Below are 24,637 nucleotides of genomic sequence, written 5' to 3' on the forward strand. Positions count from 1 at the left end.
CTCATGTCGCTACTATTGACGCGCGAAGACTACTTCCCAGCCCCCAACCTGCCGATTGCGGTAGCCGAACGTCTGCCGCAACCTTCATTTCCGCCGCATCGACATGAGTTCAGTGAGATTGTCATCGTCTGGCGCGGTAACGGTCTGCATGTGCTGAACGATCGTCCGTGGCTGATTACCTGTGGCGATGTGTTTTATATCCGCGATAACGACTGCCACAGCTACGACAGCGTCAACGACCTGGTGCTGGATAATATTCTCTACTGCCGTGACCGCTTTCATCTCGGACTGGACTGGGGTCAGTTGCTGCCGCCGGAGGATGGGGCATCCCCCGCTTGCTGGCGCTTAACCACGCGTGGTATGGCGCTGGCACGCGGCGTAATCACCCAACTGGAACGTGAAAGCCGCAAAAGCGACCCCCTCTCGATCCAGCTTTCCGAAGCGCTGTTTTTACAGCTGGCCTTGATACTCCGTCGTCACGGCTATGCGGCGGACCGCCCGTGGGTGTTGCCAGAAGGCGAACAGTTGGATCTGTTAATGTCGGCATTGCAGGGTGCGATTGACCGCCCTTTCGATCTCGCCACATTCTGTCAGCAAAATCAGTTAAGTGAACGCGGATTAAAGCAGTTGTTTCGTCAACAAACCGGTATGACTGTCGGGCATTATCTGCGTCAATTGCAGCTGTGCCAGGCGAAATATCTGCTACGTACTCAGGATTGGCTAATCAGTGAAGTGGCCGCGCGTTGCGGCTTTGATGACAGTAATTACTTCTCGGTGGTGTTCACCCGTGAAACCGGGTTGACGCCGAGCGCCTGGCGGCAACGTTTTTTACCGCATCGCCCGGCGTTGATTGGTGAACCGCACTGATCCGCGGCGCGATACATCGCGCCGCTACGATGATGTGCAAGTTAACTATGAAGCCATCCCCAACCCGACAATATTGGCCGCGATAATAATCACCACGCAACCCAGGGACAGTACCCGCACCGGACGCTGTCCGACGGCTTTCCACTCCTTCAGCACCAGTCCGACCAAGCCACCGCACAGTACATACAGGCTCATATGCAGCATCCAGCTCACGAAGTCATACTGCGGCGGGATTTTGGCGTGGCCCCAGGCATAGAAGAAGAATTGCAGATACCACATGGTGCCGCCCAGCACGGCAAAAGCGATGTTGGCCAGCAGCATCGGTTTCGCCACGGAGAAGTCGGCGCGCACCGAAAGTTCAGGTTTCACTGCCAGACGGATAAAGCAGTAAGCCAGGTTAACCAGCGCGCCACCGCCCATAATCACCACATAACTGGGCAGCGCCACGTACAGCGGATTAATGCCAAGGTTGGCTGCTGCTGTGTGCATCGGTTTGGCGGCATCCATCGCGAAAGACATCCCGGCGGAGAAGATGCCGCAAATCACTGCCAGCACCAACCCCTTCCTGAGGTTGAACTCTTCTGCGTTAATCCCCAGCGCGCGCTCTTTCAACAATCCGGCACGGGAGACGATAGCCACGCCAATCAGCGCAACAAACACACCCAGCAGCGTCAGACGGCCACCTTCTGAGCTGAACAGTTCGACAAAACGGCCCTGCAACAACGGCGTCATCAGCGTGCCGACCACCAGCGTAATACCAATGGCAATGCCGATGCCCATCGACATCCCCAGATAACGCATGGTCAGACCGTAGTTGATGTTGCCGACACCCCACATAGCACCGAACAGAAACACCGGCAGCAGCTGTGAGAAGCTAAAGCTGCCGTAGTAAGCCCAGAAGTTCGGCAGCAGCACTGCGCTCACCACCCACGGCAGGATCAGCCACGACATCACGCCGCCGATCGACCACATGGTTTCCCACGACCACTTTTTCACCTGTTTAAACGGAGCATAAAAACATGCGGCACTGGTGGCACCCACCAGATGCCAGAAGATACCTGCAATGATGGCACTGTTCATTATTATTCCTTCGTAAGGTTGAGGCTAACAGGAAACCGTCGGTCTCCCGATTACCCGGCAGTCTACGGCGGACCGCTTTTCCTCAGCCTTTGAATGGCTGCCGGGGAGTGAGCGGGATTGGCAATATCCGGTGGGTTTTCAACATAAGGATCACAAAAACGCATTTGCAGGCAGGCACGTCAGAAGAATGGATAACTCACTTATTATTATCAATATTTTCTGGAAATGTTGTGTTGATCAGCACAGTTTCAACCTGATTGCCATGCAATGCGTTAACATGGCAATCACACAAAGCACGGATCGTGGCTTCCCCCCGCTGCAATTAATCCGTATAACGTTGAGGAAAATCATCAGGACAAGGATTGGGATGAATACCAAGAGGTTGACGCTGTTGCTCTCACGTCCGGTGAGTCGCGTAATGTTGGATGATATCCGCGCCATTGTGCCGTCTGAGTCACTCAATATCTTTATTAACGGGCTGGAAGATATACACTATGCCCGCCTTGAGTGCGTGCAGAGCGAAAATAATTGCGCCCTGCTGGCCTCAGCGATTGTGGTGTGGCGGCAACTTGGCCATATTCACAGTATTCAGTATCAAAAGGGTGAACATCTGCGTGAAATTGACGATGCCACGCAGTTTCAGTTGTTCAGTATGATGAAAACGCATCGCGCCCTGGTTCAGCTCACCTGAACCCGCCTTCACATTCAGGATAATCATGAAAATCGGACTGCTTTTCCCCATCGCTATTATCGTTGCTGGTGTCAGCTTCCTCGCCTGGTTTATCGCCAGTGGCGCGATGATGCCGGGGTCGTGACCTTTTTCAGACTCCGCCGCCTCACCCACTAACCTGCTGAATACGCAGCATTTCGCCAGATATGCTGCGCTTGTCATCTGTTTCTTCCCTTCTCTGCCATCTCCCTCCCTACGCTGGCAGTGACAAAAAGGTGCTACACCTTGATCTGCTTCACTCTGCATTTCACACAAATTTAACGAAACCGATCGCGGAGACCCTACAGATGACAACGCACCATCAACATTTCATTAATGGCGAGTTTGTTGCCAATCAGAACGACAAATGGATTGAGGTGATCAATCCGGCCACCGAAGCCCTGCTGTCACGCGTACCGGAAGGAACCAAACAGGTCGCCAGCGAGGCAATTGCCGCCGCCGAGGCGGCTCAACCGGGTTGGGAAGCGTTACCGGCCATTGAGCGTGGTAACTGGCTGCGCAAAATCGCCGTTGGCATTCGTCAGCGTGAGCCAGAACTCACTGCCACCATCGTGGCCGAGGGCGGTAAAACTCAGGGGCTGGCACAAACCGAAGTGCTGTTCACCGCCGACTATCTTGACTATATGGCCGAGTGGGCGCGCCGCTATGAGGGTGAGATCGTTAACAGCGATCGTCCGAACGAAAATATTTTTGTGTTTAAGAAAGCCATCGGTGTGACCACTGGTATTCTGCCGTGGAACTTCCCCTTCTTCCTGATTGCACGTAAAGCGGCACCGGCTCTGGTCACCGGCAATACCATCGTGATTAAACCGAGTGAGCTGACACCGAATAACGCCGCCATTTTTGCTGAAATTTTGCATGATATCGGCCTGCCAGCCGGGGTGATCAATTTTGTCTACGGCTATGGCCCGGAGGTTGGCCAGGAGCTGGCGGCCAACCCGAAAGTGGGGCTGGTGAGCCTCACCGGCAGCGTGAATGCCGGTATCGCCACCATGGAAGCGGCCGCGAAGAATGTGACCAAAGTGTCGCTGGAGCTGGGCGGCAAAGCCCCGGCTATCGTGATGGACGACGCCGACCTCGAACTGGCGGTGAAAGCCATTGTCAGTTCCCGCGTGATCAATACCGGGCAGGTGTGTAACTGCGCCGAGCGCGTTTACGTGCAGGAAGGCATTTACGATCGCTTTATCAGCGCGCTGACAGACGCCTTTAAACAGGTGAAATTCGGCAATCCCGCCGAGCGTACTGACATCGATATGGGACCGCTGATCACCGCTGCGGCACTCGGTCGCGTCGAGCAAAAAGTGGCGAAGGCCGTGGAGCAAGGTGGCAAAGTGATTCTCGGTGGTAAGCGTGCCGGAGAACAAGGATTCTATTTTGAGCCAACCATCATCACTGGCGTGCGTCAGGAGATGGAGATCATGCGCGAAGAGATCTTTGGCCCGGTGCTGCCGGTGATGACCTTTAAAACGCTGGATGAGGCGATTAGCCTGGCTAACGATTGCGAATATGGTCTGACGTCATCGATTTATACCCAGAATTTGAACACCGCGATGATTGCGCTGCGTCAGCTGAAATTCGGTGAGACCTACATCAACCGTGAGAATTTCGAAGCGATGCAGGGCTTCCATGCGGGCTGGCGTAAGTCCGGGATCGGCGGTGCCGATGGCCGTCATGGGCTGGAAGAGTATCTGCAAACCCATGTGGCCTATTTGCAGTTTGCGTAAAAATAACCCGTCGCGGCGCGATTAATCGCGCCGCGACCTCACCTTAACTCAGGCGTTGTTTGCTACGCACCAACGCAATGCCACTCAGCAACGCCACTGCCATCAAATAATAACTCGGTGCCAGGCTGGTGCCCGTCGCGCTGATCAGCAGGGTACAAATCAGTGGCGCAAAGCCGCCAAACACCGTCACCGCGATGTTATAGCTGATCGCCATGCCGCTGGCACGCGTGCCAATCGGGAACAGATCCGCCATCACTGAGGGCACAGTCGAGAAGTACACCGACTTGAGCAGCGCCATCCAGCCTACCAATAACATCAGCGTCAACGGCGTGGTGTGATTGACCACCAGCGTAAACGCCGGATAGATAGTTACCAGCAACAGAATCAACGATCCCCACATCAACGGCACACGCCCCACCTTCTCGGCCCACAGTCCCATCAGCGGCGTGACCACGGTCAGAATCACCCCGGCCAGCAAAGTGGCGCTAAACGCCGCCGAACCCGGCAGATGCAGCGTTTTGGTGGCATAGGTCGGAACATAGTTGAGCATGTAGTTGACGGCGGTAGAGATAACCATCAAGCCAATCGCCAACAGCATCAGCTCCTTCTGGCGACCAAAAAGACGCTTCAACGGTGCCGCTTCCGGTTGTTGCTGGGCAAAGCTGGCCGGTTCATGCACGTGACGACGGATGTAAATGCCCAGTGGGCCAATCAGCAGGCCAAAGGCAAACGGAATACGCCAGCCCCACTCCTGAATCTGGCTCTCGGTCAGGATCTGCGTCAGACCAAGGCCAAACGCCGACGCCATCAAGGTACTCGCCCCCTGGGTGGCGAACTGCCAGCTGGCGATAAAGGCTTTACGCTCCGGGAAATGTTCCACCAAGAACGCTGTCGAGCTGCCGAATTCCCCCCCAGCGGAGAAACCCTGAACCAGGCGTGCCAGCAGAATCAGTAACGGTGCAGCCAGACCAATCGAGGCATAGCCCGGCATAAAGGTGATAATCGCGCCACCCACCATCATCAGGTTGATCGACAGCAACAACGCCTTTTTGCGACCATGACGATCGGCGTAGTTGCCGAGCACAATCGCCCCCAGCGGACGGATCAGGAACGAAACGCCGAAACTGCCAAAGGTCAGTAGCAACGATACCGACGGGTCGCTGGTCGGGAAAAAGGCATGCGCGATATAGCTGGCGAAAAAGCCATACACCGCAATGTCGAACCACTCCAGCGCGTTACCGATACAGGTGGCAAACAGGGTCTTATGCAGATTGGGTTTAACTGCACTGGCAGGTGCACTGTGACTGATGCTACTCATTTGGCACCTCCGGCATGCGCCTGGTGACGGGCTATCAACGCTGTGCCTTGCTCACCCAAATCCCACAACAGACGCGTCATGATTTGCAGACCCTCGCGGGCGATGGATTTCAACATATGTTCGTTAACGCCGTGCTGACCGCAGGCCGGATAGGAGTGCGGCACCCACAACGTTGGCAGGCCGAGGATGTCGGAGAACACCTCGTTGGGCAGCGACCCGCCGAGGTTGGGCAGCAGCGCCGGTTTTTTCCCACTGATTTGCGCCATGTTCTCCAGCACCCAGCTCACCAATGGATCGCCAGGATCGAGACGGGTGGCCGGTGATCCGCGCATAAACTCCACTTTTACCTGGTCAAAACCATGCTGTTGCAGATGCGTCTCGATATGCTGCGCCAGATTTTCCCAGTCGGTGCCGACCACAAAACGCAGCTGACATACGGCGGTGGCGCTGCCGGGAATGGCGTTCATCGGCCTTGCCGGGTTGCCGGTCAAAAACGCCAGCACTTCCAGCGTATTCCAGCCATACAGGCGTTCGGTCGGCGTCAGACCCGGTTCCCCCCAGTTCGCATCAATCGCCGGATCGCCTGGCATGCCGCCCACCTTGATATCGCTGAGGATGGCACGCACATCGTCGGTCAGTGAGGTCGGTTTCAGCGCCGCAACCTGCAACACGCCCTGGGCATTGACCAGTGTGGCGATGGCATTTGCCAGCTGGGTTCCCGGATTGGTCAGCAGACCACCCCAGTTGCCGGAATGGTAGGCGTTGTCACGTGCGTTGATGGTCAGACGGAAATTGACGCAGCCGCGTGAGCCGAGAAACAGCGTCGGGCGCACCGCATTCAGGCGCGGGCCATCGGAAGCAATAAACAGGTCGGACTTCAGCAGTTCACCGTATTGTTCGCACAGTTCTGCCAGCCCCGGAGAGCTGATCTCTTCACCCATTTCAAACAGCATTTTGCAGTTAAAACCCAGGCGACCACCGCGAGCCTGAAACACCTGTTCCAGCGCCGCCAGATTAACGCAGTGCTGGCCTTTATTATCCGCGCTGCCACGGCCATACCAGCGATCGCCCTCTTCTTTCAGTTGCCACGGAGATAAACCGTCGCGCCAGTTTTCATCATCGCCAAACACCACATCGCCGTGGCCGTAGCTCAACAGCGTCGGCAGTGCCGGGTCTTCAATGCGCACCGCCACCAGAAACGGGCGATTTGTCGTCACGGGATTGTCGATAAAATGCAGCGTGAAACCGAGCGTCGCCAGCTGTGGGCCAATCTCCTCGTGCAGATAATCATGTAATTGCTGGTCCCGATCCGCGCGCTGACTTTCGGTGACCTGCGCCACCCGCCGCGCCAGCTGTTGCTGGAATTCCCCGCTGTCAAAATAATCGCTGGCCTGTTGAACGGCCTGTTTTGCTGTCATGTTTGCCTGTCTGTTGTTGGTTTTATCGTCATCCTTATCTTTACGGAAAGGCTGATTTGCCACAATTATCAATTTATCGAGTAAGATTTGCTTTTAAAGCAAAGCCAGGCTGCACCATCAGGAGGCAGAAATATGCAAAGTAGCGAGATCCGTTATTTTCTCGCCGTCGTGAACGCTGGATCGCTCAGCGCCGCCAGTGAACAGTTGTTTGTCGCGGTATCCGCCATCAGTCGCCAGATTCAACGGCTTGAGGCGCAGGTCGGTGTGCCGCTGTTTGATCGCCACGCACGCGGCATGCTGTTGACCGAAGCGGGGGAAATCTTTGCCCACCAGGTGCGCAAAAATATGCTGGAGATGGAGTATGCGCTGGCGGAGATTAAGGGCTTAACGGCGGTACGTCGTACTCAGATCCGCGTCGCCTGTACTGATGGCATGGCCTTTACCCTGTTGCCGCGCCTGTTTGCCGATTTCCGCACCACTAATCCCGGCGTGCTGTTCAGCCTGAAAGTCGCCAGTACCCAGGGGGTGGCGGAACTGGTGCGTAACGGTGAATGTGACCTGGCGTTGCAGTTCAGCCTGCATGCCGAACGCGGTGTGGAGGTGATGGGTTCCTGGCCCGCGCCGGTCTTGCTGGTGATGCATCACAGCCATCCGCTGGCACAGGCCGATCAGGTCACGCTGGCGGATCTCAGTCAGTACCCGCTGGCACTGCCGGAACAAAACACCACGGTGCGACAGCTGTTTGACCTCTCCTGCCATATGAGCGGGAACGTGGTGGAGCCGGTGCTGACCTGCGATAACTTTTCCACCCTGTTCAATTTCTTGTTACGCACGCCGCTGGCCGTCACCATTTGCAGTCCTTTTACCGTGCGTTATGAGCTGGAAACCCACGGGCTGACGTTACATTCGGTGGGCATCGACCAACTCAATCAGCGTACGCTGCAACTCCAGACGCAATCAGGACGACCACGTAACGCCGCCCTGAATCTATTCCTCGATTTTCTTCACCAGCAACTCAATCTGCTGGAAGCAAAAATCTGATTTCGTGGGAATTGTTGACTTCGCTAAGGCTGCATCGTTATACAAGGATATAGCTAACGCTTCTTATTTCGCCGTTGTGCGCACCCATTAAGGAATAATGATGACCGATCAACTCGCCCGTCAGCTGACTCAGCGTTTTTATCGTTATCTGGCGATATCCAGCCAGAGCGATGCCAAATCTACCACACTCCCGAGCACCGCATCACAACACGCCATGGCCGAACTGCTGGCCGCCGAACTGCGTGCATTGGGGCTGGACGAGATCGTCATCGACCAACACGCCACGGTGACAGCCCTGAAGCGCGGTAATCGTCCTGATGCACCCTGCATCGGTTTCATTACCCATATCGATACCGTTGATGTCGGGCTATCGCCGGATATTCACCCACAAACCCTGACCTTTACTGGCGAGGATCTGTGTCTGAATGCCCACCAGGATATCTGGCTGCGCGTAGCGGAGCACCCGGAGATTACGCCTTACCAGGGTCAGGAGATTATCTTCAGCGACGGCACCAGCGTGCTCGGCGCAGATAACAAGGCCGCCGTCACGGTGGTGATGACGTTGCTGGAGAACCTGCAAGGCGATCACGGTGATATCCGGGTGGCGTTTGTACCCGATGAAGAGATTGGGCTGCGCGGTGCCAAGGCACTCGATGTGGAACAGCGTTTTAACGTCGATTTTGCCTGGACTATCGACTGCTGCGAGTTAGGCGAAGTGGTGTTCGAGAACTTTAATGCCGCCGCCGCCGAGATTGTGTTTACCGGCGTGGCAGCGCATCCGATGTCCGGCAAAGGCGTGCTGGTAAATCCGCTGTTGATGGCGCATGACTTTATCGCCCGATTTGATCGTCTGGCTACCCCGGAGCACACCGAAGGACGCGAAGGGTATATCTGGTTTAACGATATGCAGGCCAACGCCAGCCGCGCGGTGCTGAAAGCCTCGATTCGCGATTTCGACCTTAACGGTTTTGATGCGAAGAAGCAGCAACTGGTGGAGGTGACCGATGAGATTGCCGCGTGCTATCCCACCGGAACAGTGGCGCTGAGTATCAATGATACCTACAGCAATATCAGCAATGCGATTGGTGATGATCGGCGCGCGATTGATTTGATTTTTAGCGCGCTGGCGCAGTTGGACATTGAGCCGAAGGTGATCCCGATGCGTGGAGGAACGGATGGTGCAGCGCTGTCAGCACGCGGATTGCTGACACCGAATTTCTTTACCGGTGCGCACAACTTCCATTCACGTTTTGAGTTTTTGCCAGTGCCGTCGTTTGTGAAGTCGTATCAGGTGGCAGAAGCGTTGTGTTATTTAGCAGCGAAATGACGCGATAAATCGCGCCGCTACGGTTGCGTGCAATCATTTGTAGCGGCGCGATTCATTCATCGCACGGGTTTGGTACGGTTTACGATTACTTCGCGGCGCTGACGTCGATGCCAGGGAAGAACTTCGCTGCCAGCTTAGTGACCGTACCGTCAGCCTGTACTTTGGTGATGGCCGCATCCAGCTCCTGCTTCAGTTTGGCATCACCCTTACGCAGGCCAAAACCAATGCCTGAACCGAGGATGGTATCGTCTTCTACCGGTTTACCGGCGAAGGCAAAACCTTTGCCCTGCGGCTTATCAAGGAAACCTGACTGACCCGCAGCGGACATCACCAACGTACCATCCAGACGACCGGCGACCATGTCGTTATAAACCTGGTTCTGGTCCTGGTAAGAGGTGACGGTCACGCCTTGCGATTCCCAGTGCTTCTTGGCGTAGGTTTCCTGAATGGAACCCTGCAACACACCGATGTTCTTACCTTTCAGCGACTCGGCGGTCGGCAGCAGGCCCTGGCCTTCTTTCGCCACCAGCATGGTCGGGATGCGGTAGATCGGTTTGGTGAAATCGATGCTTTTCGCACGCGCTTCGGTGATGTTCATCGCCGAGTTGATGGCATCAAACTTCTTCGCCTGCAACGCAGGGATCAGCGCGTCAAAGCTGCTTTCTACCCAGCTGCATTTGAAGTTGCCGGTCTGGCAAATGGCTTTACCCAGTTCGATATCGAAACCTTCCAGCTCGCCCTGAGCGTTACGGCTTTCAAACGGCGGATATTGAGACTCCAGGCCGTAGCGCAATGTTTCCTGCGCCAACGCATGAGCAGAAGTCAGCATACCCAGCGCGATAAAAAGTGCGTTCAATTTTTTCATTGTTATACCCTTGAGTTACCCTTTGACCCGGCAGAGCGCTTCTGCACCGGCCTGTAATGTCGCATCGTCTTTGGCAAACGACAAACGGATTAATTTATTGTCTGTGCCGTCCATATAAAACGCCGACAACGGAATGGTCGCCACACCGTGTTCGACGATGAGACGTTTTACCATTTCGCTATCGCTTTCGTCACTGAAATGTCCATAACTGGCTAAAACAAAGAAAGAACCCGCGCATGGCAGCAGCTTAAACGACGAATCCGCCATCAATGACATCAGGCGATCGCGTTTCTGCTGATAGAACGGCGACAGCTGCAAATAGTTTTCCGGCTGTTGCAGATACTGAGCAAAACCGACCTGCATCGGGGTATCGGCGGCATACATCATAAACTGATGCACTTTGACGATTTCGGTCATCAGCTCGGCAGGTGCCAGCGCATAGCCGACGCGCCAGCCGGTGACATGGAAGGTCTTGCCAAAGGAAGAGACGATGACGCTGCGCTGGGCCAGTTCCGGATGGGTTGCCATGCCGCAATGGGGACGACCATCAAACACGATATGTTCGTACACTTCATCAGACAGCACCACGATATCGGTATTGCGCGTAAGCTGAGCCAGCTGGTCCAGATCTGCCGGGGTTAACACCTGCGCGCTGGGGTTGTGTGGCGTGTTGATGATGATCATCCGGGTGCGTGGCGTAATGGTGGCGCGCAGTTCGTCCCAGTTGATAGCAAAATCCGGCACCTGCAATTTCAGGCCAATCGGCTTACCGCCTTGCAAACGGACCACGGGTGCATAGCTGTCAAAGGCCGGTTCGAAGAAAATCACTTCGTCGCCCGGATGTACCAGCGCGGAAATCGCCATGTAGATACCCTGGCTGGCGCTGCCGGTGATCAACACTTCGCTGCCGACATCATATTGCTGGCCGTACAGAGTTTGCACTTTCTGCGCCAGTGCTTCTTTCAACGCAGGCAGGCCGGTCAGCGGTGCATACTGGTTATGCCCTTCACGCATCGCGTTACTGACCAGTTCAACCAGTTGCGGATCGCAAGGAAAATTGGGTGCACCCTGAGACAGGTTAATGGCTTTGTGCTGCGCCGAAAGCTGCCCAATCACGCTGAAAATGGTGGTGCCAACATCGGGTAATTTTGAAGAAGTCTGAACACTTGCCTGGATGGACATAGTCACTCCGCCTAAAGGATTGCATAACCACGTAAGGAAATCAGATATCTATTCAACGACCTGTCACTTGAGTCGACAAGCGAATTGTTGTCATAATAGCCATGACTTTTCATCATAGCTGAGGCTGTTATGTCCCGCTCCGCTCTGCCGCTCAACGCCATCCACGCCTTTCTGGTCACGGCACGCCATCTCAATCTGACGCGCGCCGCCGATGAACTCTGCATCACCCAGGGGGCGGTGAGCCGCAAAATTGCGGCCCTGGAGAGCTGGCTGGGATTTGCGTTATTCGAACGTCATGCGCGCGGACTGCATCTGACGTCACAGGGCGCGGCGTTGCTGCCGGAGTTGCAGCAAGGTTTTGCGCTGCTGGTGAATGCCACGGAGAAAGCCAGCCGCAGCAATGTGTCAATTCGGCTGAAAGCCCCGACCTGCGCGATGCGCTGGCTGGTGCCGCGCCTCGTGGCCCTCGAACAGCAGCGACCAGAGATCCATGTGGCGCTCACCACCACCCTCGACCATGCGTCACAACTGGATAATTTCGATGCGGCGATTGTCTATGGCACTGCGCCTGCGGAGGCCATCCATTTATTTGATGAGCGCCTGACGCCGGTGCTGGCCAGCAGCGTAACCCCACCCAGCGATGTGGCCGCGTTATCACGTTTTACCTTTCTGCATCCCACTAATGACACGCGCGACTGGCAGCTGTGGCTGAACGCACAGCAGGTCAGCGTACCGATGGCACGTAACCAACACTTTGCCACCATGGATCTGGCGATCAGCGCAGCGATTCAGGGATTTGGTGTGACGGTAGCAGATAGGTCATTAGTTCAGAACGATCTGGCGAATGGCCGTCTGATCGCCCCGTTTGACCACTGCGTCACGACCGGGTCGAGTTACAGCTTGCTACATCGCGCAGAGCGTGATGCGCCACCGTTCCTCAAGGAACTGGTGGCGTGGCTTTGTCAGCCTCAGAAAGAAACCCACTCATCTGCACTGGCAGACTTGGGTTGATTCGCCGGTGCCGGGCGGCGTAACAGCGGTGCCGTGGGAGGTGTCGCGGCAACGGCGACAGTCGCACCCGGCGCAAGGCGGAATTTCGCCACCGAGGCCTGCAATTCTTCCGTCTGCCGTTCCAGCGCACTGGCTGCCGCCGAAACCTGTTCCACCAGCGAGGCGTTCTGCTGTGTGACGCTGTCCATCTCCGTCACCGCCGTACCGACCTGCGAGATGCCTTTGCTCTGTTCTTCTGAAGCGGAGGCGATGTGCTTCATGATCTCATTCACATCCTGCACCGATTTCAGAATGTCGTTCATGGTATGACCGGCGCTGTTGACCAGATCAGACCCTTTTTCGACACGCTGCACCGAATCTTCAATCAGGGTCGCGATCTCCTTCGCCGCGTTGGCGCTGCGTTGGGCGAGGTTGCGCACCTCGCTCGCTACCACCGCGAAGCCACGGCCCTGCTCGCCAGCACGCGCCGCTTCTACCGCGGCGTTCAGCGCCAGGATATTGGTCTGGAAAGCGATGCTATTGATGACGTTGGTGATTTCAGCAATTTTCTTCGAACTGCCGGAGATACCGGCCATGGTGGTGACCACTTCTCCCACCAGACGACCGCCCTGCTGTGCCGTGCCGGTGGCGGTTTCCGCCAGCGAACTGGCCTGACGCGCATTGTCAGCGTTGAATTTCACCGTGGCGGTTAACTGTTCCATACTGGCAGCCGTCTGCTCCAGCGCGGAAGCCTGCTCCTCAGTACGCGAGGAGAGATCATTGTTGCCTGCCGAGATCTCTGCCGCACCGCGATAGATGTTTTCCGTGCCGCTGCGAATCGCGCTGACCGCTTCACGCAGGCTGTCCTGCATCGCCCGCAATAACGGCACCAGTTTGCCGACACAGTTACGACCAAACTCCTGTACCGGCTGGCTGAGATCGCCCTGCGCGATAATCGCAAAGTGATCGCGAATGCGATCCAGCGGCTTCACCAGCATGGCGACCAGGTAGCGGTCAGTGAACAGTAGAATCAGCAAACCGATCACTACCGCCGACAGAATGATCACCTTGGTGACATCAGTCAGTTTGTCCACCGTGACGCGGGTGTCATCCAGCTTGATAGCTGCTGCCTGGTTGAAATTCTCAGCACTGGCACCAAAGGCACGGCTCAGGGCCGGGGTCACTTTATTGGCCTGCGCGCGATAGTCTTCCAGTGTTCCTTGTTGTGCCAGTGAGACCTGGGGCGCAATACCCGCATCCAACAGTTTTTGCCAGTTAGTAATCACGCTATTGGCGGTGTCGGCATCCATCGGGCCGGGAGCCATGGCTTTAAACTGTTCCAGCTGCTGCTTCATGCTGTCCAGCGCTTGCTGCACCGTGGCAAAAGCATCAGCAGGCAGCGCAGTGCCCGCCGCACGCATTTCCATCACGCGAGAAAGACGCGTCACCACCCGAAAATATTGGTCGTTACCTTTACTGAGTACCGTCATCTGATTCACCAGCTGACGATCAACCTCGTTCCCCTCACCCAGAGCATTCAGGGAATGGACGCTAAATAAGCCGACGGCGCACCATAGCAGGCAAAACAGCCCGAGAATGGTCAGCATGACGGCGCGAATAGTAAAATTTTTTAAGATACCCATACGAAATCCCTTGATGTGAACCGCAATGGAGGCCCGATAAAATCGGGCATATTGCGTTTATCGGCAGTGGATTCAGAAAATGTACTGGTTTCGTAAGCTAATTAATTGCTGGTTCGGTCGGATAAGGGAAAGGATTGACTGAATGAAATCAGTGGGATGCGGGGAAATTTGTTTTAAAAAAACGTTTGCGATATTTAACCATTAGCCAGTGAACTAAAGTTTCACCATGCTGCGCATCATCAGGCGGAACAGACGCAGCCGCCCACGCATAAAACGTGGCTGCAAACTGAGCGGTTTTTCCGCATCGCAGCCAAACATCAGGGTGACATCGTTATCCGTACGCCACACTGGCCAGTCAATCTCGCCGTGCAGCTGATAGCTGAATTCGGTCGCATCACGGGCAAAGGTGATCCACAGGCGGCTTATTTGCGCCGCAACCGCCTCATCCGCTGCGGTATAACGGCGACCCGAAGGTAATGGTTGCGACGCTAATGTATTGAAGACATAGGGGATTTCATTGCCGTGCCAGGCACCGTGGGGATAGAGATCACGTGACTGTTCGGAAACGTAATCAAACCAATAGCGCCAGCCGGGCATCCCGATATTCTGTTGCGCTTTGACAATCAATAACGGCATCACCGAAAAAGCCATATCGCGCGCCACGGCACGTCCCAGCAGTGCATCATCGTGGATATCATAGATCCATTTGATCAACTGATAGCTGAGGCGATTTTTGCGGCGTAGCTGTTGCAGCACCTGGGTGGCATCCACGCCAAAAAAGTCGAGCACGCTGGCTTCATCGCTGTTGCTGCCAATCATTAAAGGCACCCGATGCTGTCTACCCGCCATAAAGGTCGCCAGCATCGGTTCTGGCAGCACGATATCGCCGCTGACCGGCACCGGACCGAGCGCCAGCGGGCGTTGCAGTGGCCAGAACCCATCCGCCGGTAGCGCGCGTAGTTGGCTGGCGCTGGCATCCGCTGCCAGACCAAAATGGGCCGCCACCTGTTGCCCCACCTGCTGCGCTTCGGCGCGTGGCGTATCGGGCAGACTGTAGGCACTTTGTACAATGCCTTTGTGAAATAACCCCTCTGCTAACGGCGAGCAGCACAGAGACAACACGCTGCGTGCACCAGAAGATTCGCCAAATAGCGTGATATTGCGCCGATCGCCGCCGAATGCCGGGATATTACGCTGTACCCATTGCAGCGCCGCAATCTGATCAAGTAGCGCGAAATTATTCACCACGCTACCAGCCGGATATTCCGCATCCAGCGCCGGATGGGCAAAAAAGCCAAAATGGCCGAGCCGATAGTTGAGCGTCACTACCACCACGCCTTGTGCCGCCAGCGCCTTGCCACGATAAGGATCGAGGCTGCCTGCACCAATGCTAAAGCCGCCGCCGTGCAGCCACACCATCACCGGGAGTGGGTACGCCGGTTCAATATCCGGCGTCCAGACATTGAGATAGAGGCAATCCTCACTAAATTCGCCGGGATCACCCCCACCGGCAACCAGACAATAGTCCCGATTTTGCCAGCTGGCAGAACCCCATGCCGTGGCGTCGCGCTCCCCTTGCCAGGGTTGCAATGGCTGTGGTGGCCGCCAGCGCAGCGCACCCACCGGTGGTGCGGCATAAGGTATGCCTTTGAAGACAAACAGCTCATCATCCATTGAGCCTCTGAGTTCTCCTTCCGCAGTCACGATCCTTAGACGTCGTTGGTTTTTCATTTCGGCTTCCCTGATCATCATCTCTCTATTATTTGCAGGACCGGGGCGAATGTCCATGTCACTCAGGAATTTGCAGATTAAGCCGAATCATCACGCGAAATGCTGAACATCTCGTTCAAATTTTTTGGCTGGCAAACGTTTGCCAGTCTACATTAAGGTTACAAGTTAACCTGGCGAGACGGAGATGCGCGATGTTTGGTGGAATTAACCAACTGTTTACCCGGATGTGTGACCACCCGGATTTCGCTAAACTGCTGCTCCGCCTGACATTTGGCGGTTTGCTGTTGTTTCACGGCGAATTTAAAGTGGTCCACGGAGTGGCGTGGATTGAGCATCTGCTCACCGTCAGAGGCATGCCAGGTTTCATCGCTTACGGTGCTTACATCGGGGAAATTTTGGCACCCATTATGATGATCGTTGGCTTAATGACACGCCCTGCGGCGTTCATTATCGTGATCAATATGATTGTCGCCACGCTATTGGTAAAAATGGGCGTTGTCTGGCATCTGACGGATGTGGGTGCATGGTCCCTTGAGACGGAAGCCCTTTACACGCTTGGTGCACTCGCCATTATGTTTTTGGGTGCCGGGAAATATACGCTGGTGCGCAATCCGCGCCTGCAATAATGATAAAAACCCGCCGGTCTGCCTGATGCAGACCGGCTTTTTACTTCAGGCCAGGCTGCAACGCGCCAGACTGCGTTGCTGCATCTGTTGATATAACACCATTTCGTCCTGCACCGCCGACCCCAGCGCCGTTTCGAACGCCGCCCGGCTGGCATGACCGGCACCGCGTACCTGTGCTGCATCTCCAAGGTTGGACTGGAAAATCCCCGCCGCACTAACTGGCAAAAAATCCTCATAGGTGATCGGCTCTGCCACCAGGCGACCTTCTGCCATCAGCTGTTCCATACTTTCTTCAGCACCGGGCGGTGACTGGATACCCTTTTCGGTCAACCGATAGCTGAACCACGCCAGTTGCTCACGACGCAGGATAACTTCATCATCGGGAAATGCACGAAACACCTCCGCCAGATGTTGCTGATGCTGTTGGTTATCCTCGCCGGTCCCCGCCTCCGCCAACAGTTTATCGTACAGGGCGCGACCTTTCGGCGTAAGCGCCACGCCGCGCTGTTCGATTTCACCAAAACGGGCGGTATGAGTGCCCTGAAAACCATCGCGAAAATGCACCGGCTCCTCCAACGCTTTAAAGCTGGTCTGACGCAGCAGAATCGGCACCTGACGTTGCGGTGGGCCTTCAATCAGGGTTTTAGGATCGATACCCCGCGTGGGCATCAGCGCCTGCACGCGGTCAATGTCCAGCGTGCGTGGCGTCAGGTGATTGATATGGCAGCCACGGAAACAGACCACGTCGGCAATCAAGCGATGCTGGTGGCTGAGCGCCAGATAGGTGGCGCTGTCGACTGTGGTATCAGCGTGCCAGCGGAAGGTTTCCAACGCCTCTTTGACAAACTGCGCGGCATCCGCTGCGTTGAGACCACCCTGCTGCTGATGTTGGGCGATCAATGCCCGGCAGCGCGGCGTGAAGATATCGCGCGCGGCCAGAATGGCGGCGGCTTTCACCCGCAACGCCTCATCATTGATCAGCTCCAGCCGCAGCAGCGAGGTAAAAACGCGGAACGGGTTACGTCGTAGCGCGCTGTCACTCACTGGGCGAAATGCGGTGGAGTGTACCGGCACGCCGGCTTGTGACAAATCGTAGTACCCCACCGGATACATGCCCATCACGGCAAACATTTGGCGCAGCATGCTTAACTCATCGGCGGTGCCCACGCGAATCGCGCCGTGGCGCTCGACACTCAAACGGCTCAGTTCATCCGCCGCCGCCAGGCGGTTTTTCAGATCAGGATTGGCTTCCAGCACGCGTTCATTCACAGCGCTCACCAGTTGGGTCAGAATGCCGTACTGCGGCACTTCCTGCTGGTACATCGCTGACATGGCCTGGGAAAACAGCGTGCGGATGGCATCGCTGGTGAGGAAATTGTCCATCGTCATCACCTCGGGCTAAGGGGGTGATGCTAATGTAGATCAACCCTTTAGCGCCGGGTAACAATTTCCTCGAAGTGTGATCGCGCTGTCACTCGCCCGCTGCCGCCGGGTCACCAAAGCGACATTTCAGCACCAGCATCACGGTAGTCAACACCGCCGGCAGTGCCAGCATCAGGAAGATATGGCTGAACGACCAGCCGAGAGAAAGCAGTTCCGCACCGATAAACGCACTGAGAATGGCACCGACACGCCCCACACCATGCATCCAGCTGGAACCGGTAGCGCGGGCGTGGGTAGGATAATAGCTGGCGGAGAGCGCGTTCATCCCGGTATTGGCACCGTTAAAACAAAAACCGCTACAGAAGGCAATGGCGCTCATCAGCCCCACCTGCGCCGGAGAGAAGCCAAGAGCGATAATCGCGATGCCACCGCAGAAATAGATCACCGCCAGCGCCAGATTGGCGTTGATACGATCCATCAGCCAACCAGCAAACAACGACCCGAGGGTGCCGCCCGCCTGATACATCGCGGTGATGATCGCCGCCTCGGTTACTGACATGCCGAGGGTATGGACCAGTGACGGCAGCCAGCTACCGATCAGGTACACCAGGAACAGCCCCATAAAGTAGCCGCCCCACAGCATCAGGCTACCAAACAGATAACGGCGCGAGACCACGGTGGCAACCGCACCACGGCGGACGGTAGATGGCTCCACGCTGTGGAAATGGCTGTTGGCCTGCACCGCACCGGGCAACATGCGGTCGAGAATGGCATGAATGCGCGCCGCCGGAGCCTGGCGGCTGATCAGGAAACGTACCGACTCCGGTAAACCACGCAGCAGAAAGGGCAACACCACCAGCGGCAGCATACCGCCCAACAGCATCACCGAGTGCCAGTCATAACGCGGCAACAACCAGGAAGCGGCAAAACCTCCGGAGGCGGCACCAAAGGTGAAACCGCAGAACACCACGGTGATAATGAAGGAGCGACGCCGCTCCGGCGCATATTCCGCCACCAGCGTGCCAACATTCGGCATCGCGGCGCCCAACCCCAGCCCGGTGAGGAAACGGAACAGCATCATTTGTTCGATGTTTTGCGCCATCGCCGTAGCCAGCGTCCATAGCCCGAAGAACAGGACGCTGAGCAGAATCATCACGCGACGGCCATAACGGTCTGCCAGCGGCCCGGCGAAAACCGCCCCCAGCGCCAGGCCAATCAATGCCGCGCTAATCACCATACCAAGTTGATGATTGCTGACGCCCCAGGCCGTTCTCAGCGTCGGGGCGATAAACCCCATCAGCGCGATGTCCATACCGTCCAGCGCGACCACAATGAAGCAGAGCGCAATTAGGCGCTTTTGCCAGCGACTCAGTGCGCTCTGATTAATCAGCTGGCGTACATCTACTGCTTCAACGCTGGTCACGGCCTGACTCCTGCTTTTAAACATCAGTTTTGGTAAAAAAAACGGCGCTTATGATAGCTCATCGTTAACAATAACGGGCAGGATTTTTGGATGTAATTGAGAATTATTCAAATTATGCGATGTTAAGCATTTGATATTTCGTAAGGTGATGATCGCCCTGCCAGTGGAAAATACGGGATTTGCTGTGATTACAGCAGCTTATGCGTTTAGCGCAGCACAAGCTAATATTGTTAATATAATTTTGCAGCTAAGTTAACAAAATTTCGTTTTGCCAGTTGCCTGCAACCCGGAAATCTCCTTAAGTGTGAGGTTATGGACAAAAATATCCTTTTCAATCAGCGCATTCGCTTGCGCCATTTACATACCTTTGTTGCCGTCGCGCAGCAAGGCACCCTTGGCCGCGCCGCAGAAACGCTGAGCCTGAGTCAACCTGCGCTGTCAAAAACGCTCAATGAGCTGGAGGAACTGGCCGGAGCGCGTTTATTTGAACGTGGCCGTCTCGGCGCCCAACTGACTACGCTGGGCGAACAATTTCTGACCCACGCGATAAAAGTGTTGGATGCTCTCAATCACGCCGGTCAGAGCTTCAACTCACCGTCACCCGGACGCCCGATGGTGATCCGCCTGGGCGCGTTAACCACCGCCGCAATGGGGATGCTGCCACAAATTTTAGACCGTTTTCATCAGCAACAGCCGAATACGACGGTGCAGGTGGCGACCCTGCACAACAACGTGCTATTAGCGGGTTTGCGGGCAGGTGAATTCGACATTGGTATCGGACGTATGGCCGATAGTGAAATGATGGCGGGGCTGACTTACGAGTTGCTGTTTCTTGAGTCGCTGAAACTGGTGGTGCGCCCGGAACACCCACTCTTAAGTGACAACGTCACGCTATCGCGTGCCATGCAGTGGCCGGTGGTGATCTCCCCCGAAGGCACCGCGCCGCGCCGGATCGCGCAACAGATGCTGGATGATCAGGATTGTTCGCTGCCCGCCAACTGCGTGGAGACCTCTTCAACCTCACTGGCTCGCCAACTGGCGTTACGCTACGACTACGTATGGTTTGTGCCTTCGGGTGCGATCAAAGAGGATCTAAGTCATAACGCGTTATGTGCCCTGCCCATCTCGTCAGCCGGTCCGGGCGAGCCAGTCGGCATTATCACTCGTACCGGCAATACCCTGAGCCTGAGCGCGGAGGTATTAATGGCAACCATCCGCAAGTTCCACAGCTAACGGCTACGCTTGGCGTGCCGCTCGCGGTTATCCAGGCGCGCCTGAGCAGTTTTACGCAAGCCAACGTACAGCGCTCCGGCACCGCCATGCTGGGGCTGTGCCACACAAAAGCTTTGCACCTCGTCGAATTGTTGCAACCAGCGCGCGACATAGCTGCGCACAATGTTGGCGTGCGACTCGTCGTCACGTCCCTTACCATGAATGATCAGCAGATTACGCAGCCCCAGCTTGCGGCCCTGCATCATAAAGCTGAACAGCGACTGACGGCAGGTTTCAACCGGCTGACGCAACAGATTGAGGCTGGCATCCAGCGGATATTTGCCCAGCCGCAATTTGTCCAACACCCCCTGCTGGATACCGTCCGCTTTATACTCCAGCGGCGTCGCCAGCGGAATAATCTCCAGAAAACCACGCGTCAGGAAGTTCTCTTCAGCATCAGTGCGTTGCGGCACCCTGGTCGAGGGCGCACGCAGCCACTGGGTATTCGCGCAATCTTTCAACGGTGTCACATCACTCACGGCATCGCGGAACAGGTCATCATCATCGAGGTTCATGGTTTTTTCTCCCAAGACAATTCGGCGTTGCAAGCTTAGCATGTACGTTGAGTGTCAACAAAACGTGCCAGATCAATATTGCCGTTGTAGAAATTATCCGCAAATAGTGGTGTTAGCAGTGATCAACTATTTTTGCGTCGGCCACACTTTTTTTGAGGATTATTACAGCTCGGATGAGTGCCCTTTACCGGAAAAAATGTTAAAATTGACGGCAGTCAATAATCATCGAGCGTACATATTATGATCCCGGAAAAACGCAGCATTCGACGTATTCAGTCTGGCGGTTGTGCCATCCATTGCCAGGATTGCAGTATCAGCCAGTTGTGTATTCCCTTCACGCTGAACGAACACGAACTGGATCAACTGGATAATATTATCGAACGCAAAAAGCCGATTCAAAAAGGCCAGACGCTGTTCAAAGCCGGTGATGAATTGAAATCGTTGTACGCCATTCGCTCTGGCACCATCAAAAGCTACACCATCACCGAACAGGGTGACGAGCAAATTACCGGTTTCCATCTGGCTGGGGATTTAGTGGGTTTTGACGCCATTGTCAGCGCCCATCATCCCAGCTTTGCCCAGGCGCTGGAAACCGCAATGGTGTGCGAGATTCCGTTTGAAACCCTGGATGACCTCTCCGGTAAAATGCCCGCGCTGCGTCAGCAGATGATGCGCCTGATGAGCGGCGAGATCAAAGGCGACCAGGACATGATCCTGTTGCTGTCGAAAAAGAATGCTGAGGAACGCCTCGCCGCCTTTATCTGGAACCTGTCGCGCCGTTTTGGTCAGCGTGGCTTTTCCCAGCGTGAGTTCCGCTTAACCATGACGCGTGGCGATATTGGTAACTATTTGGGACTAACCGTAGAAACCATCAGCCGTTTACTCGGTCGTTTCCAGAAAAGTGGCATGCTGGCGGTAAAAGGCAAATATATCACTATCGAAAACCACTCAATGCTGGCAGAACTTGCTGGTCAGACTGAGCAAGCCGCCTGATCCTCAGCCGGATCAATAATTGTTATTTTATTGATCCGGCAACAACTTTTTCCTTTCTGCACTGTCATAACTTAGGCTATCTTTAACCCAACTTGCTTTGGTTTTGAGGAGATTGCCTTATGTCCCGGTACCAAAATATTCTGGTCGCGATTGACGCACAACAGGATGATCAACCCGCGCTGCGGCGTGCGGTTTATCTCAATCAACGTATCGGCGGAAAAATCAAAGCTTTCCTGCCTATCTATGATTTCTCGTACGAAATGACCACCCTGCTGTCGCCGGATGAGCGCGCCAATATGCGTAAAGGCGTGATCAGCCAGCGTACCGAGTGGATTCGTGAACAGGCCCACGCCTATCTGGAAGCCGGCGTTGATATCGAAATCAAGGTGATCTGGCACAACCGCCCCTATGAAGCGATTATTCATGAGGTGATGACCCACCATCATGATTTGGTGCTGAAGATGGCGCACCAGCATGATCGCCTGGAAGCGGTGATTTTCACCCCCACCGACTGGCATCTGCTGCGTAAATGCCCTTGCCCGGTGTGGATGGTGAAAGACCAGCCATGGCCGGAAGGTGGCAAAGCGCTGGTGGCGGTCAACCTCGCCAGCGAAGAACCGCATCATGATGCCCTTAACCAAAAACTGATCCGCGAAACCACGTTGCTGGCTGAGATGGTTAACCATACCGAAGTGCATCTGGTAGGCGCTTACCCGATTACCCCCATCAATATTGCTATCGAATTACCCGATTTTGATCCCAGCGTATATAACGACGCGATTCGCGGTCAGCATCTGGTAGCGATGAAAGCACTGCGACAGAAGTTCTCCATCAGTGAAGAGTTTACCCACGTTGCGAAAGGGTTGCCGGAGGAAGTGATCCCGGATATCGCCAGCCATCTTGATGCCGGTATTGTGGTGCTTGGCACCATTGGTCGTACCGGATTGTCAGCGGCGTTTCTGGGTAATACGGCGGAACAGGTGATTGATCATCTGCGTTGCGATTTACTGGCCATCAAACCCGATGACTTTAAATCGCCGATCGAAATCGATGATGATGACGAAGAGGATGACGACGAATAAAACAAGGGCGACCATTTGGTCGCCCTTGTTGTTTTAGAGCGCGCGCAGAATACCTTCTACGCTGGCCTTCGCATCACCAAACAACATTTGGGTGTTGTCTTTGAAGAACAGCGGGTTCTGCACCCCGGCATAGCCGGTATTCATCGAACGTTTGAACACAATAACGTTCTGCGCTTTCCACACTTCCAGTACCGGCATACCTGCAATTGGGCTGCGTGGATCTTCCTGCGCGGCCGGGTTGACGGTGTCGTTCGCGCCGATAACCAACACGGTGTCGGTATCGCTGAAATCATCATTGATTTCATCCATCTCCAGCACCACGTCGTACGGCACTTTGGCTTCCGCCAGCAGTACGTTCATATGACCAGGCAGACGCCCCGCCACCGGGTGGATACCGAAACGGACCTTGATGCCGCGCGCGCGCAGTTTCTCGGTGATTTCCGCCACCGGATATTGCGCCTGCGCTACCGCCATGCCGTAGCCCGGGGTGATGATCACCGAAGATGACGCTTTCAACAGTTCGGCGGTGTCTTCTGCGTTGATTTCACGATGTTCACCGGCTTCTTCGCTTTCACCGCCGACGCTGGTGTCAGTACCAAAACCACCGGCGATCACGCTGATAAATGAACGGTTCATTGCCTTACACATAATGTACGACAGGATGGCACCGCTCGATCCCACCAACGCACCGGTGACGATCAGCAGATCGTTGCTCAACATAAAACCTGCGGCAGCGGCTGCCCAGCCTGAGTACGAGTTGAGCATCGAGACCACCACTGGCATATCCGCACCACCAATGGACGCCACCAGATGCCAACCGAACGCCAGGGCGATCACCGTCATCAGCAACAGCGCAAAGACCTGCGCGCCGGTACTTTCGGTACGTACAAACCACACCAACAGCAGGAACGACACCACCAGCGCCAGCAGGTTAAGCTTGTGGCGATGCGGCAGCATCAGCGGACGCGAGGAGATCTTACCGCGCAGTTTGCCGAAGGCGACGATCGAACCGGTGAAGGTCACCGCACCGATAAAGATGCCGAGGAACACTTCGGTCAGATGGATGTTTTCCATCACCGCCGCCAGACCCGGCGCGTGGTCGAGGTAGCTGTTAAAGCCTACCAGTACCGCCGCCAGACCAACGAAGCTGTGCAGAATAGCCACCAGCTCCGGCATCTCGGTCATCTCAACTTTCTTCGCCAGACGCATGCCAATCGCGCCACCGATCACCATCGCCAGCAGGATCCACGCAACGTTGCCGCTGTTGGGGCCAAAGATAGTCGCGAGCAGCGCGATGCCCATCCCGCTCATACCAAAAATGTTACCCTGCTTTGAGGTCTCGTGTTTCGAGAGACCGGCAAGGCTGAAAATAAACAGAATCGCGGCAACAATGTATGCTGCAGTGACTAATCCGCCAGACATGTTGT

General features: G+C 55.5%; 22 protein-coding genes. 11 read left to right on the plus strand and 11 right to left on the minus strand.

The window, feature by feature from the left end:
- Window positions 1–3: 3 nt before the first annotated feature.
- Window positions 4–867, plus strand: a complete 864-nt coding sequence (gene rhaR, locus AC6I8W_RS11045; protein ID WP_497835052.1) for an HTH-type transcriptional activator RhaR — start codon at window positions 4–6, stop codon at window positions 865–867.
- A gap of 45 nt (window positions 868–912) precedes the next feature.
- Here the strand turns inward: rhaR and rhaT are convergent, their stop codons facing one another.
- Window positions 913–1,947, minus strand: a complete 1,035-nt coding sequence (gene rhaT, locus AC6I8W_RS11050) for an L-rhamnose/proton symporter RhaT (RefSeq protein WP_497835053.1) — start codon at window positions 1,945–1,947, stop codon at window positions 913–915.
- Window positions 1,948–2,314: 367 nt separating this feature from the next.
- Between rhaT and AC6I8W_RS11055 the strand changes: the two genes are divergently transcribed.
- From AC6I8W_RS11055 to aldA, 3 genes are all read left to right on the plus strand, one after another.
- On the plus strand, window positions 2,315–2,638 hold the full coding sequence (locus AC6I8W_RS11055) for a hypothetical protein (RefSeq protein ID WP_497835054.1): 324 nt from the start codon (window positions 2,315–2,317) through the stop codon (window positions 2,636–2,638).
- Window positions 2,639–2,663: 25 nt separating this feature from the next.
- The gene (locus tag AC6I8W_RS11060; RefSeq protein ID WP_139807978.1) at window positions 2,664–2,762 is read left to right on the plus strand and encodes a YoaK family small membrane protein; all 99 of its coding nucleotides are present in this window, start codon (window positions 2,664–2,666) and stop codon (window positions 2,760–2,762) included.
- A gap of 202 nt (window positions 2,763–2,964) precedes the next feature.
- Window positions 2,965–4,401 carry an aldehyde dehydrogenase gene (gene aldA, locus AC6I8W_RS11065; protein ID WP_497835055.1) on the plus strand — a complete coding sequence of 479 codons (1,437 nt, stop codon included), beginning with the start codon at window positions 2,965–2,967 and terminating at the stop codon, window positions 4,399–4,401.
- Between the two features lie 43 nt (window positions 4,402–4,444).
- On the opposite strand, the gene AC6I8W_RS11070 is transcribed toward aldA, so the two are convergent.
- Together AC6I8W_RS11070 and AC6I8W_RS11075 are read right to left on the minus strand one after the other, a co-directional pair.
- Window positions 4,445–5,719, minus strand: a complete 1,275-nt coding sequence (locus AC6I8W_RS11070) for an MFS transporter (protein WP_497835056.1) — start codon at window positions 5,717–5,719, stop codon at window positions 4,445–4,447.
- Window positions 5,716–7,137 (minus strand): M20 family metallopeptidase, encoded by a 1,422-nt coding sequence (locus AC6I8W_RS11075; protein ID WP_497835057.1) that lies wholly within the window; start codon window positions 7,135–7,137, stop codon window positions 5,716–5,718. The genes AC6I8W_RS11070 and AC6I8W_RS11075 overlap by 4 nt, the downstream gene beginning before the upstream one ends.
- A gap of 132 nt (window positions 7,138–7,269) precedes the next feature.
- Here AC6I8W_RS11075 and AC6I8W_RS11080 point away from each other — a divergent pair, with 132 nt between their 5' ends.
- Together AC6I8W_RS11080 and pepT are read left to right on the plus strand one after the other, a co-directional pair.
- Window positions 7,270–8,178 (plus strand): LysR family transcriptional regulator, encoded by a 909-nt coding sequence (locus AC6I8W_RS11080; RefSeq protein WP_497835058.1) that lies wholly within the window; start codon window positions 7,270–7,272, stop codon window positions 8,176–8,178.
- A 100-nt stretch (window positions 8,179–8,278) separates the two neighbouring features.
- Window positions 8,279–9,505 carry a peptidase T gene (gene pepT, locus AC6I8W_RS11085; protein ID WP_497838171.1) on the plus strand — a complete coding sequence of 409 codons (1,227 nt, stop codon included), beginning with the start codon at window positions 8,279–8,281 and terminating at the stop codon, window positions 9,503–9,505.
- Between the two features lie 85 nt (window positions 9,506–9,590).
- Here the strand turns inward: pepT and AC6I8W_RS11090 are convergent, their stop codons facing one another.
- Window positions 9,591–10,370 carry a transporter substrate-binding domain-containing protein gene (locus AC6I8W_RS11090; protein ID WP_480371114.1) on the minus strand — a complete coding sequence of 260 codons (780 nt, stop codon included), beginning with the start codon at window positions 10,368–10,370 and terminating at the stop codon, window positions 9,591–9,593.
- Window positions 10,371–10,385: 15 nt separating this feature from the next.
- Window positions 10,386–11,552: a methionine aminotransferase gene (locus AC6I8W_RS11095; RefSeq protein WP_497835059.1), complete on the minus strand. Its 1,167-nt coding sequence runs from the start codon at window positions 11,550–11,552 to the stop codon at window positions 10,386–10,388.
- Window positions 11,553–11,681: 129 nt separating this feature from the next.
- Between AC6I8W_RS11095 and AC6I8W_RS11100 the strand changes: the two genes are divergently transcribed.
- Entirely contained in the window at window positions 11,682–12,563 is an 882-nt protein-coding gene (locus AC6I8W_RS11100) for a LysR substrate-binding domain-containing protein (RefSeq protein ID WP_497835060.1), read from the plus strand.
- On the opposite strand, the gene AC6I8W_RS11105 is transcribed toward AC6I8W_RS11100, so the two are convergent.
- Both AC6I8W_RS11105 and AC6I8W_RS11110 read right to left on the minus strand, forming a co-directional pair.
- The gene (locus AC6I8W_RS11105; protein WP_497835061.1) at window positions 12,521–14,185 is read right to left on the minus strand and encodes a methyl-accepting chemotaxis protein; all 1,665 of its coding nucleotides are present in this window, start codon (window positions 14,183–14,185) and stop codon (window positions 12,521–12,523) included. The genes AC6I8W_RS11100 and AC6I8W_RS11105 overlap by 43 nt on opposite strands.
- A 213-nt stretch (window positions 14,186–14,398) precedes the next feature.
- Window positions 14,399–15,916, minus strand: a complete 1,518-nt coding sequence (locus AC6I8W_RS11110) for a carboxylesterase/lipase family protein (RefSeq protein ID WP_497835062.1) — start codon at window positions 15,914–15,916, stop codon at window positions 14,399–14,401.
- Between the two features lie 191 nt (window positions 15,917–16,107).
- On the opposite strand from AC6I8W_RS11110, the gene AC6I8W_RS11115 reads away from it, so the two are divergent.
- Complete coding sequence (locus AC6I8W_RS11115; RefSeq protein ID WP_021183165.1) at window positions 16,108–16,542, plus strand: DoxX family protein; 435 nt, start codon at window positions 16,108–16,110, stop codon at window positions 16,540–16,542.
- A gap of 45 nt (window positions 16,543–16,587) precedes the next feature.
- Here the strand turns inward: AC6I8W_RS11115 and hglS are convergent, their stop codons facing one another.
- Together hglS and AC6I8W_RS11125 are read right to left on the minus strand one after the other, a co-directional pair.
- The gene (hglS, locus tag AC6I8W_RS11120) at window positions 16,588–17,925 is read right to left on the minus strand and encodes a 2-oxoadipate dioxygenase/decarboxylase HglS (RefSeq protein ID WP_497835063.1); all 1,338 of its coding nucleotides are present in this window, start codon (window positions 17,923–17,925) and stop codon (window positions 16,588–16,590) included.
- Window positions 17,926–18,013: 88 nt separating this feature from the next.
- Window positions 18,014–19,348, minus strand: a complete 1,335-nt coding sequence (locus tag AC6I8W_RS11125) for an MFS transporter (protein ID WP_497835064.1) — start codon at window positions 19,346–19,348, stop codon at window positions 18,014–18,016.
- Window positions 19,349–19,660: 312 nt separating this feature from the next.
- On the opposite strand from AC6I8W_RS11125, the gene AC6I8W_RS11130 reads away from it, so the two are divergent.
- A complete protein-coding gene (locus AC6I8W_RS11130; RefSeq protein WP_497835065.1) occupies window positions 19,661–20,581 on the plus strand; it encodes a LysR substrate-binding domain-containing protein in 921 nt (306 codons plus the stop codon).
- Here AC6I8W_RS11130 and smrA read toward each other — a convergent pair.
- The gene (smrA, locus tag AC6I8W_RS11135; RefSeq protein WP_497835066.1) at window positions 20,578–21,135 is read right to left on the minus strand and encodes a DNA endonuclease SmrA; all 558 of its coding nucleotides are present in this window, start codon (window positions 21,133–21,135) and stop codon (window positions 20,578–20,580) included. The two genes, AC6I8W_RS11130 and smrA, sit on opposite strands and share 4 nt — an antisense overlap.
- A gap of 240 nt (window positions 21,136–21,375) precedes the next feature.
- Here smrA and fnr point away from each other — a divergent pair, with 240 nt between their 5' ends.
- Together fnr and uspE are read left to right on the plus strand one after the other, a co-directional pair.
- A complete protein-coding gene (fnr, locus tag AC6I8W_RS11140) occupies window positions 21,376–22,128 on the plus strand; it encodes a fumarate/nitrate reduction transcriptional regulator Fnr (protein WP_021183160.1) in 753 nt (250 codons plus the stop codon).
- Between the two features lie 119 nt (window positions 22,129–22,247).
- The gene (gene uspE, locus AC6I8W_RS11145) at window positions 22,248–23,210 is read left to right on the plus strand and encodes a universal stress protein UspE (RefSeq protein ID WP_497835067.1); all 963 of its coding nucleotides are present in this window, start codon (window positions 22,248–22,250) and stop codon (window positions 23,208–23,210) included.
- A 33-nt stretch (window positions 23,211–23,243) separates the two neighbouring features.
- Here the strand turns inward: uspE and pntB are convergent, their stop codons facing one another.
- Window positions 23,244–24,632: a Re/Si-specific NAD(P)(+) transhydrogenase subunit beta gene (gene pntB, locus AC6I8W_RS11150; RefSeq protein ID WP_497835068.1), complete on the minus strand. Its 1,389-nt coding sequence runs from the start codon at window positions 24,630–24,632 to the stop codon at window positions 23,244–23,246.
- Between the last annotated feature and the right edge of the window lie 5 nt (window positions 24,633–24,637).

Source organism: Pantoea sp. X-Soil-TKNS-1211, assembly GCF_059730495.1.

Coding starts and splice junctions, on each gene's coding strand:
- rhaR (WP_497835052.1), top strand. CDS start 4: ATGTCGCTACTATTGACGCGCGAAGACTACTTCCCAGCCCCCAACCTG.
- rhaT (WP_497835053.1), bottom strand. CDS start 1,947: ATGAACAGTGCCATCATTGCAGGTATCTTCTGGCATCTGGTGGGTGCC.
- AC6I8W_RS11055 (WP_497835054.1), top strand. CDS start 2,315: ATGAATACCAAGAGGTTGACGCTGTTGCTCTCACGTCCGGTGAGTCGC.
- AC6I8W_RS11060 (WP_139807978.1), top strand. CDS start 2,664: ATGAAAATCGGACTGCTTTTCCCCATCGCTATTATCGTTGCTGGTGTC.
- aldA (WP_497835055.1), top strand. CDS start 2,965: ATGACAACGCACCATCAACATTTCATTAATGGCGAGTTTGTTGCCAAT.
- AC6I8W_RS11070 (WP_497835056.1), bottom strand. CDS start 5,719: ATGAGTAGCATCAGTCACAGTGCACCTGCCAGTGCAGTTAAACCCAAT.
- AC6I8W_RS11075 (WP_497835057.1), bottom strand. CDS start 7,137: ATGACAGCAAAACAGGCCGTTCAACAGGCCAGCGATTATTTTGACAGC.
- AC6I8W_RS11080 (WP_497835058.1), top strand. CDS start 7,270: ATGCAAAGTAGCGAGATCCGTTATTTTCTCGCCGTCGTGAACGCTGGA.
- pepT (WP_497838171.1), top strand. CDS start 8,279: ATGACCGATCAACTCGCCCGTCAGCTGACTCAGCGTTTTTATCGTTAT.
- AC6I8W_RS11090 (WP_480371114.1), bottom strand. CDS start 10,370: ATGAAAAAATTGAACGCACTTTTTATCGCGCTGGGTATGCTGACTTCT.
- AC6I8W_RS11095 (WP_497835059.1), bottom strand. CDS start 11,552: ATGTCCATCCAGGCAAGTGTTCAGACTTCTTCAAAATTACCCGATGTT.
- AC6I8W_RS11100 (WP_497835060.1), top strand. CDS start 11,682: ATGTCCCGCTCCGCTCTGCCGCTCAACGCCATCCACGCCTTTCTGGTC.
- AC6I8W_RS11105 (WP_497835061.1), bottom strand. CDS start 14,185: ATGGGTATCTTAAAAAATTTTACTATTCGCGCCGTCATGCTGACCATT.
- AC6I8W_RS11110 (WP_497835062.1), bottom strand. CDS start 15,916: ATGAAAAACCAACGACGTCTAAGGATCGTGACTGCGGAAGGAGAACTC.
- AC6I8W_RS11115 (WP_021183165.1), top strand. CDS start 16,108: ATGTTTGGTGGAATTAACCAACTGTTTACCCGGATGTGTGACCACCCG.
- hglS (WP_497835063.1), bottom strand. CDS start 17,925: ATGGACAATTTCCTCACCAGCGATGCCATCCGCACGCTGTTTTCCCAG.
- AC6I8W_RS11130 (WP_497835065.1), top strand. CDS start 19,661: ATGGACAAAAATATCCTTTTCAATCAGCGCATTCGCTTGCGCCATTTA.
- smrA (WP_497835066.1), bottom strand. CDS start 21,135: ATGAACCTCGATGATGATGACCTGTTCCGCGATGCCGTGAGTGATGTG.
- fnr (WP_021183160.1), top strand. CDS start 21,376: ATGATCCCGGAAAAACGCAGCATTCGACGTATTCAGTCTGGCGGTTGT.
- uspE (WP_497835067.1), top strand. CDS start 22,248: ATGTCCCGGTACCAAAATATTCTGGTCGCGATTGACGCACAACAGGAT.
- pntB (WP_497835068.1), bottom strand. CDS start 24,632: ATGTCTGGCGGATTAGTCACTGCAGCATACATTGTTGCCGCGATTCTG.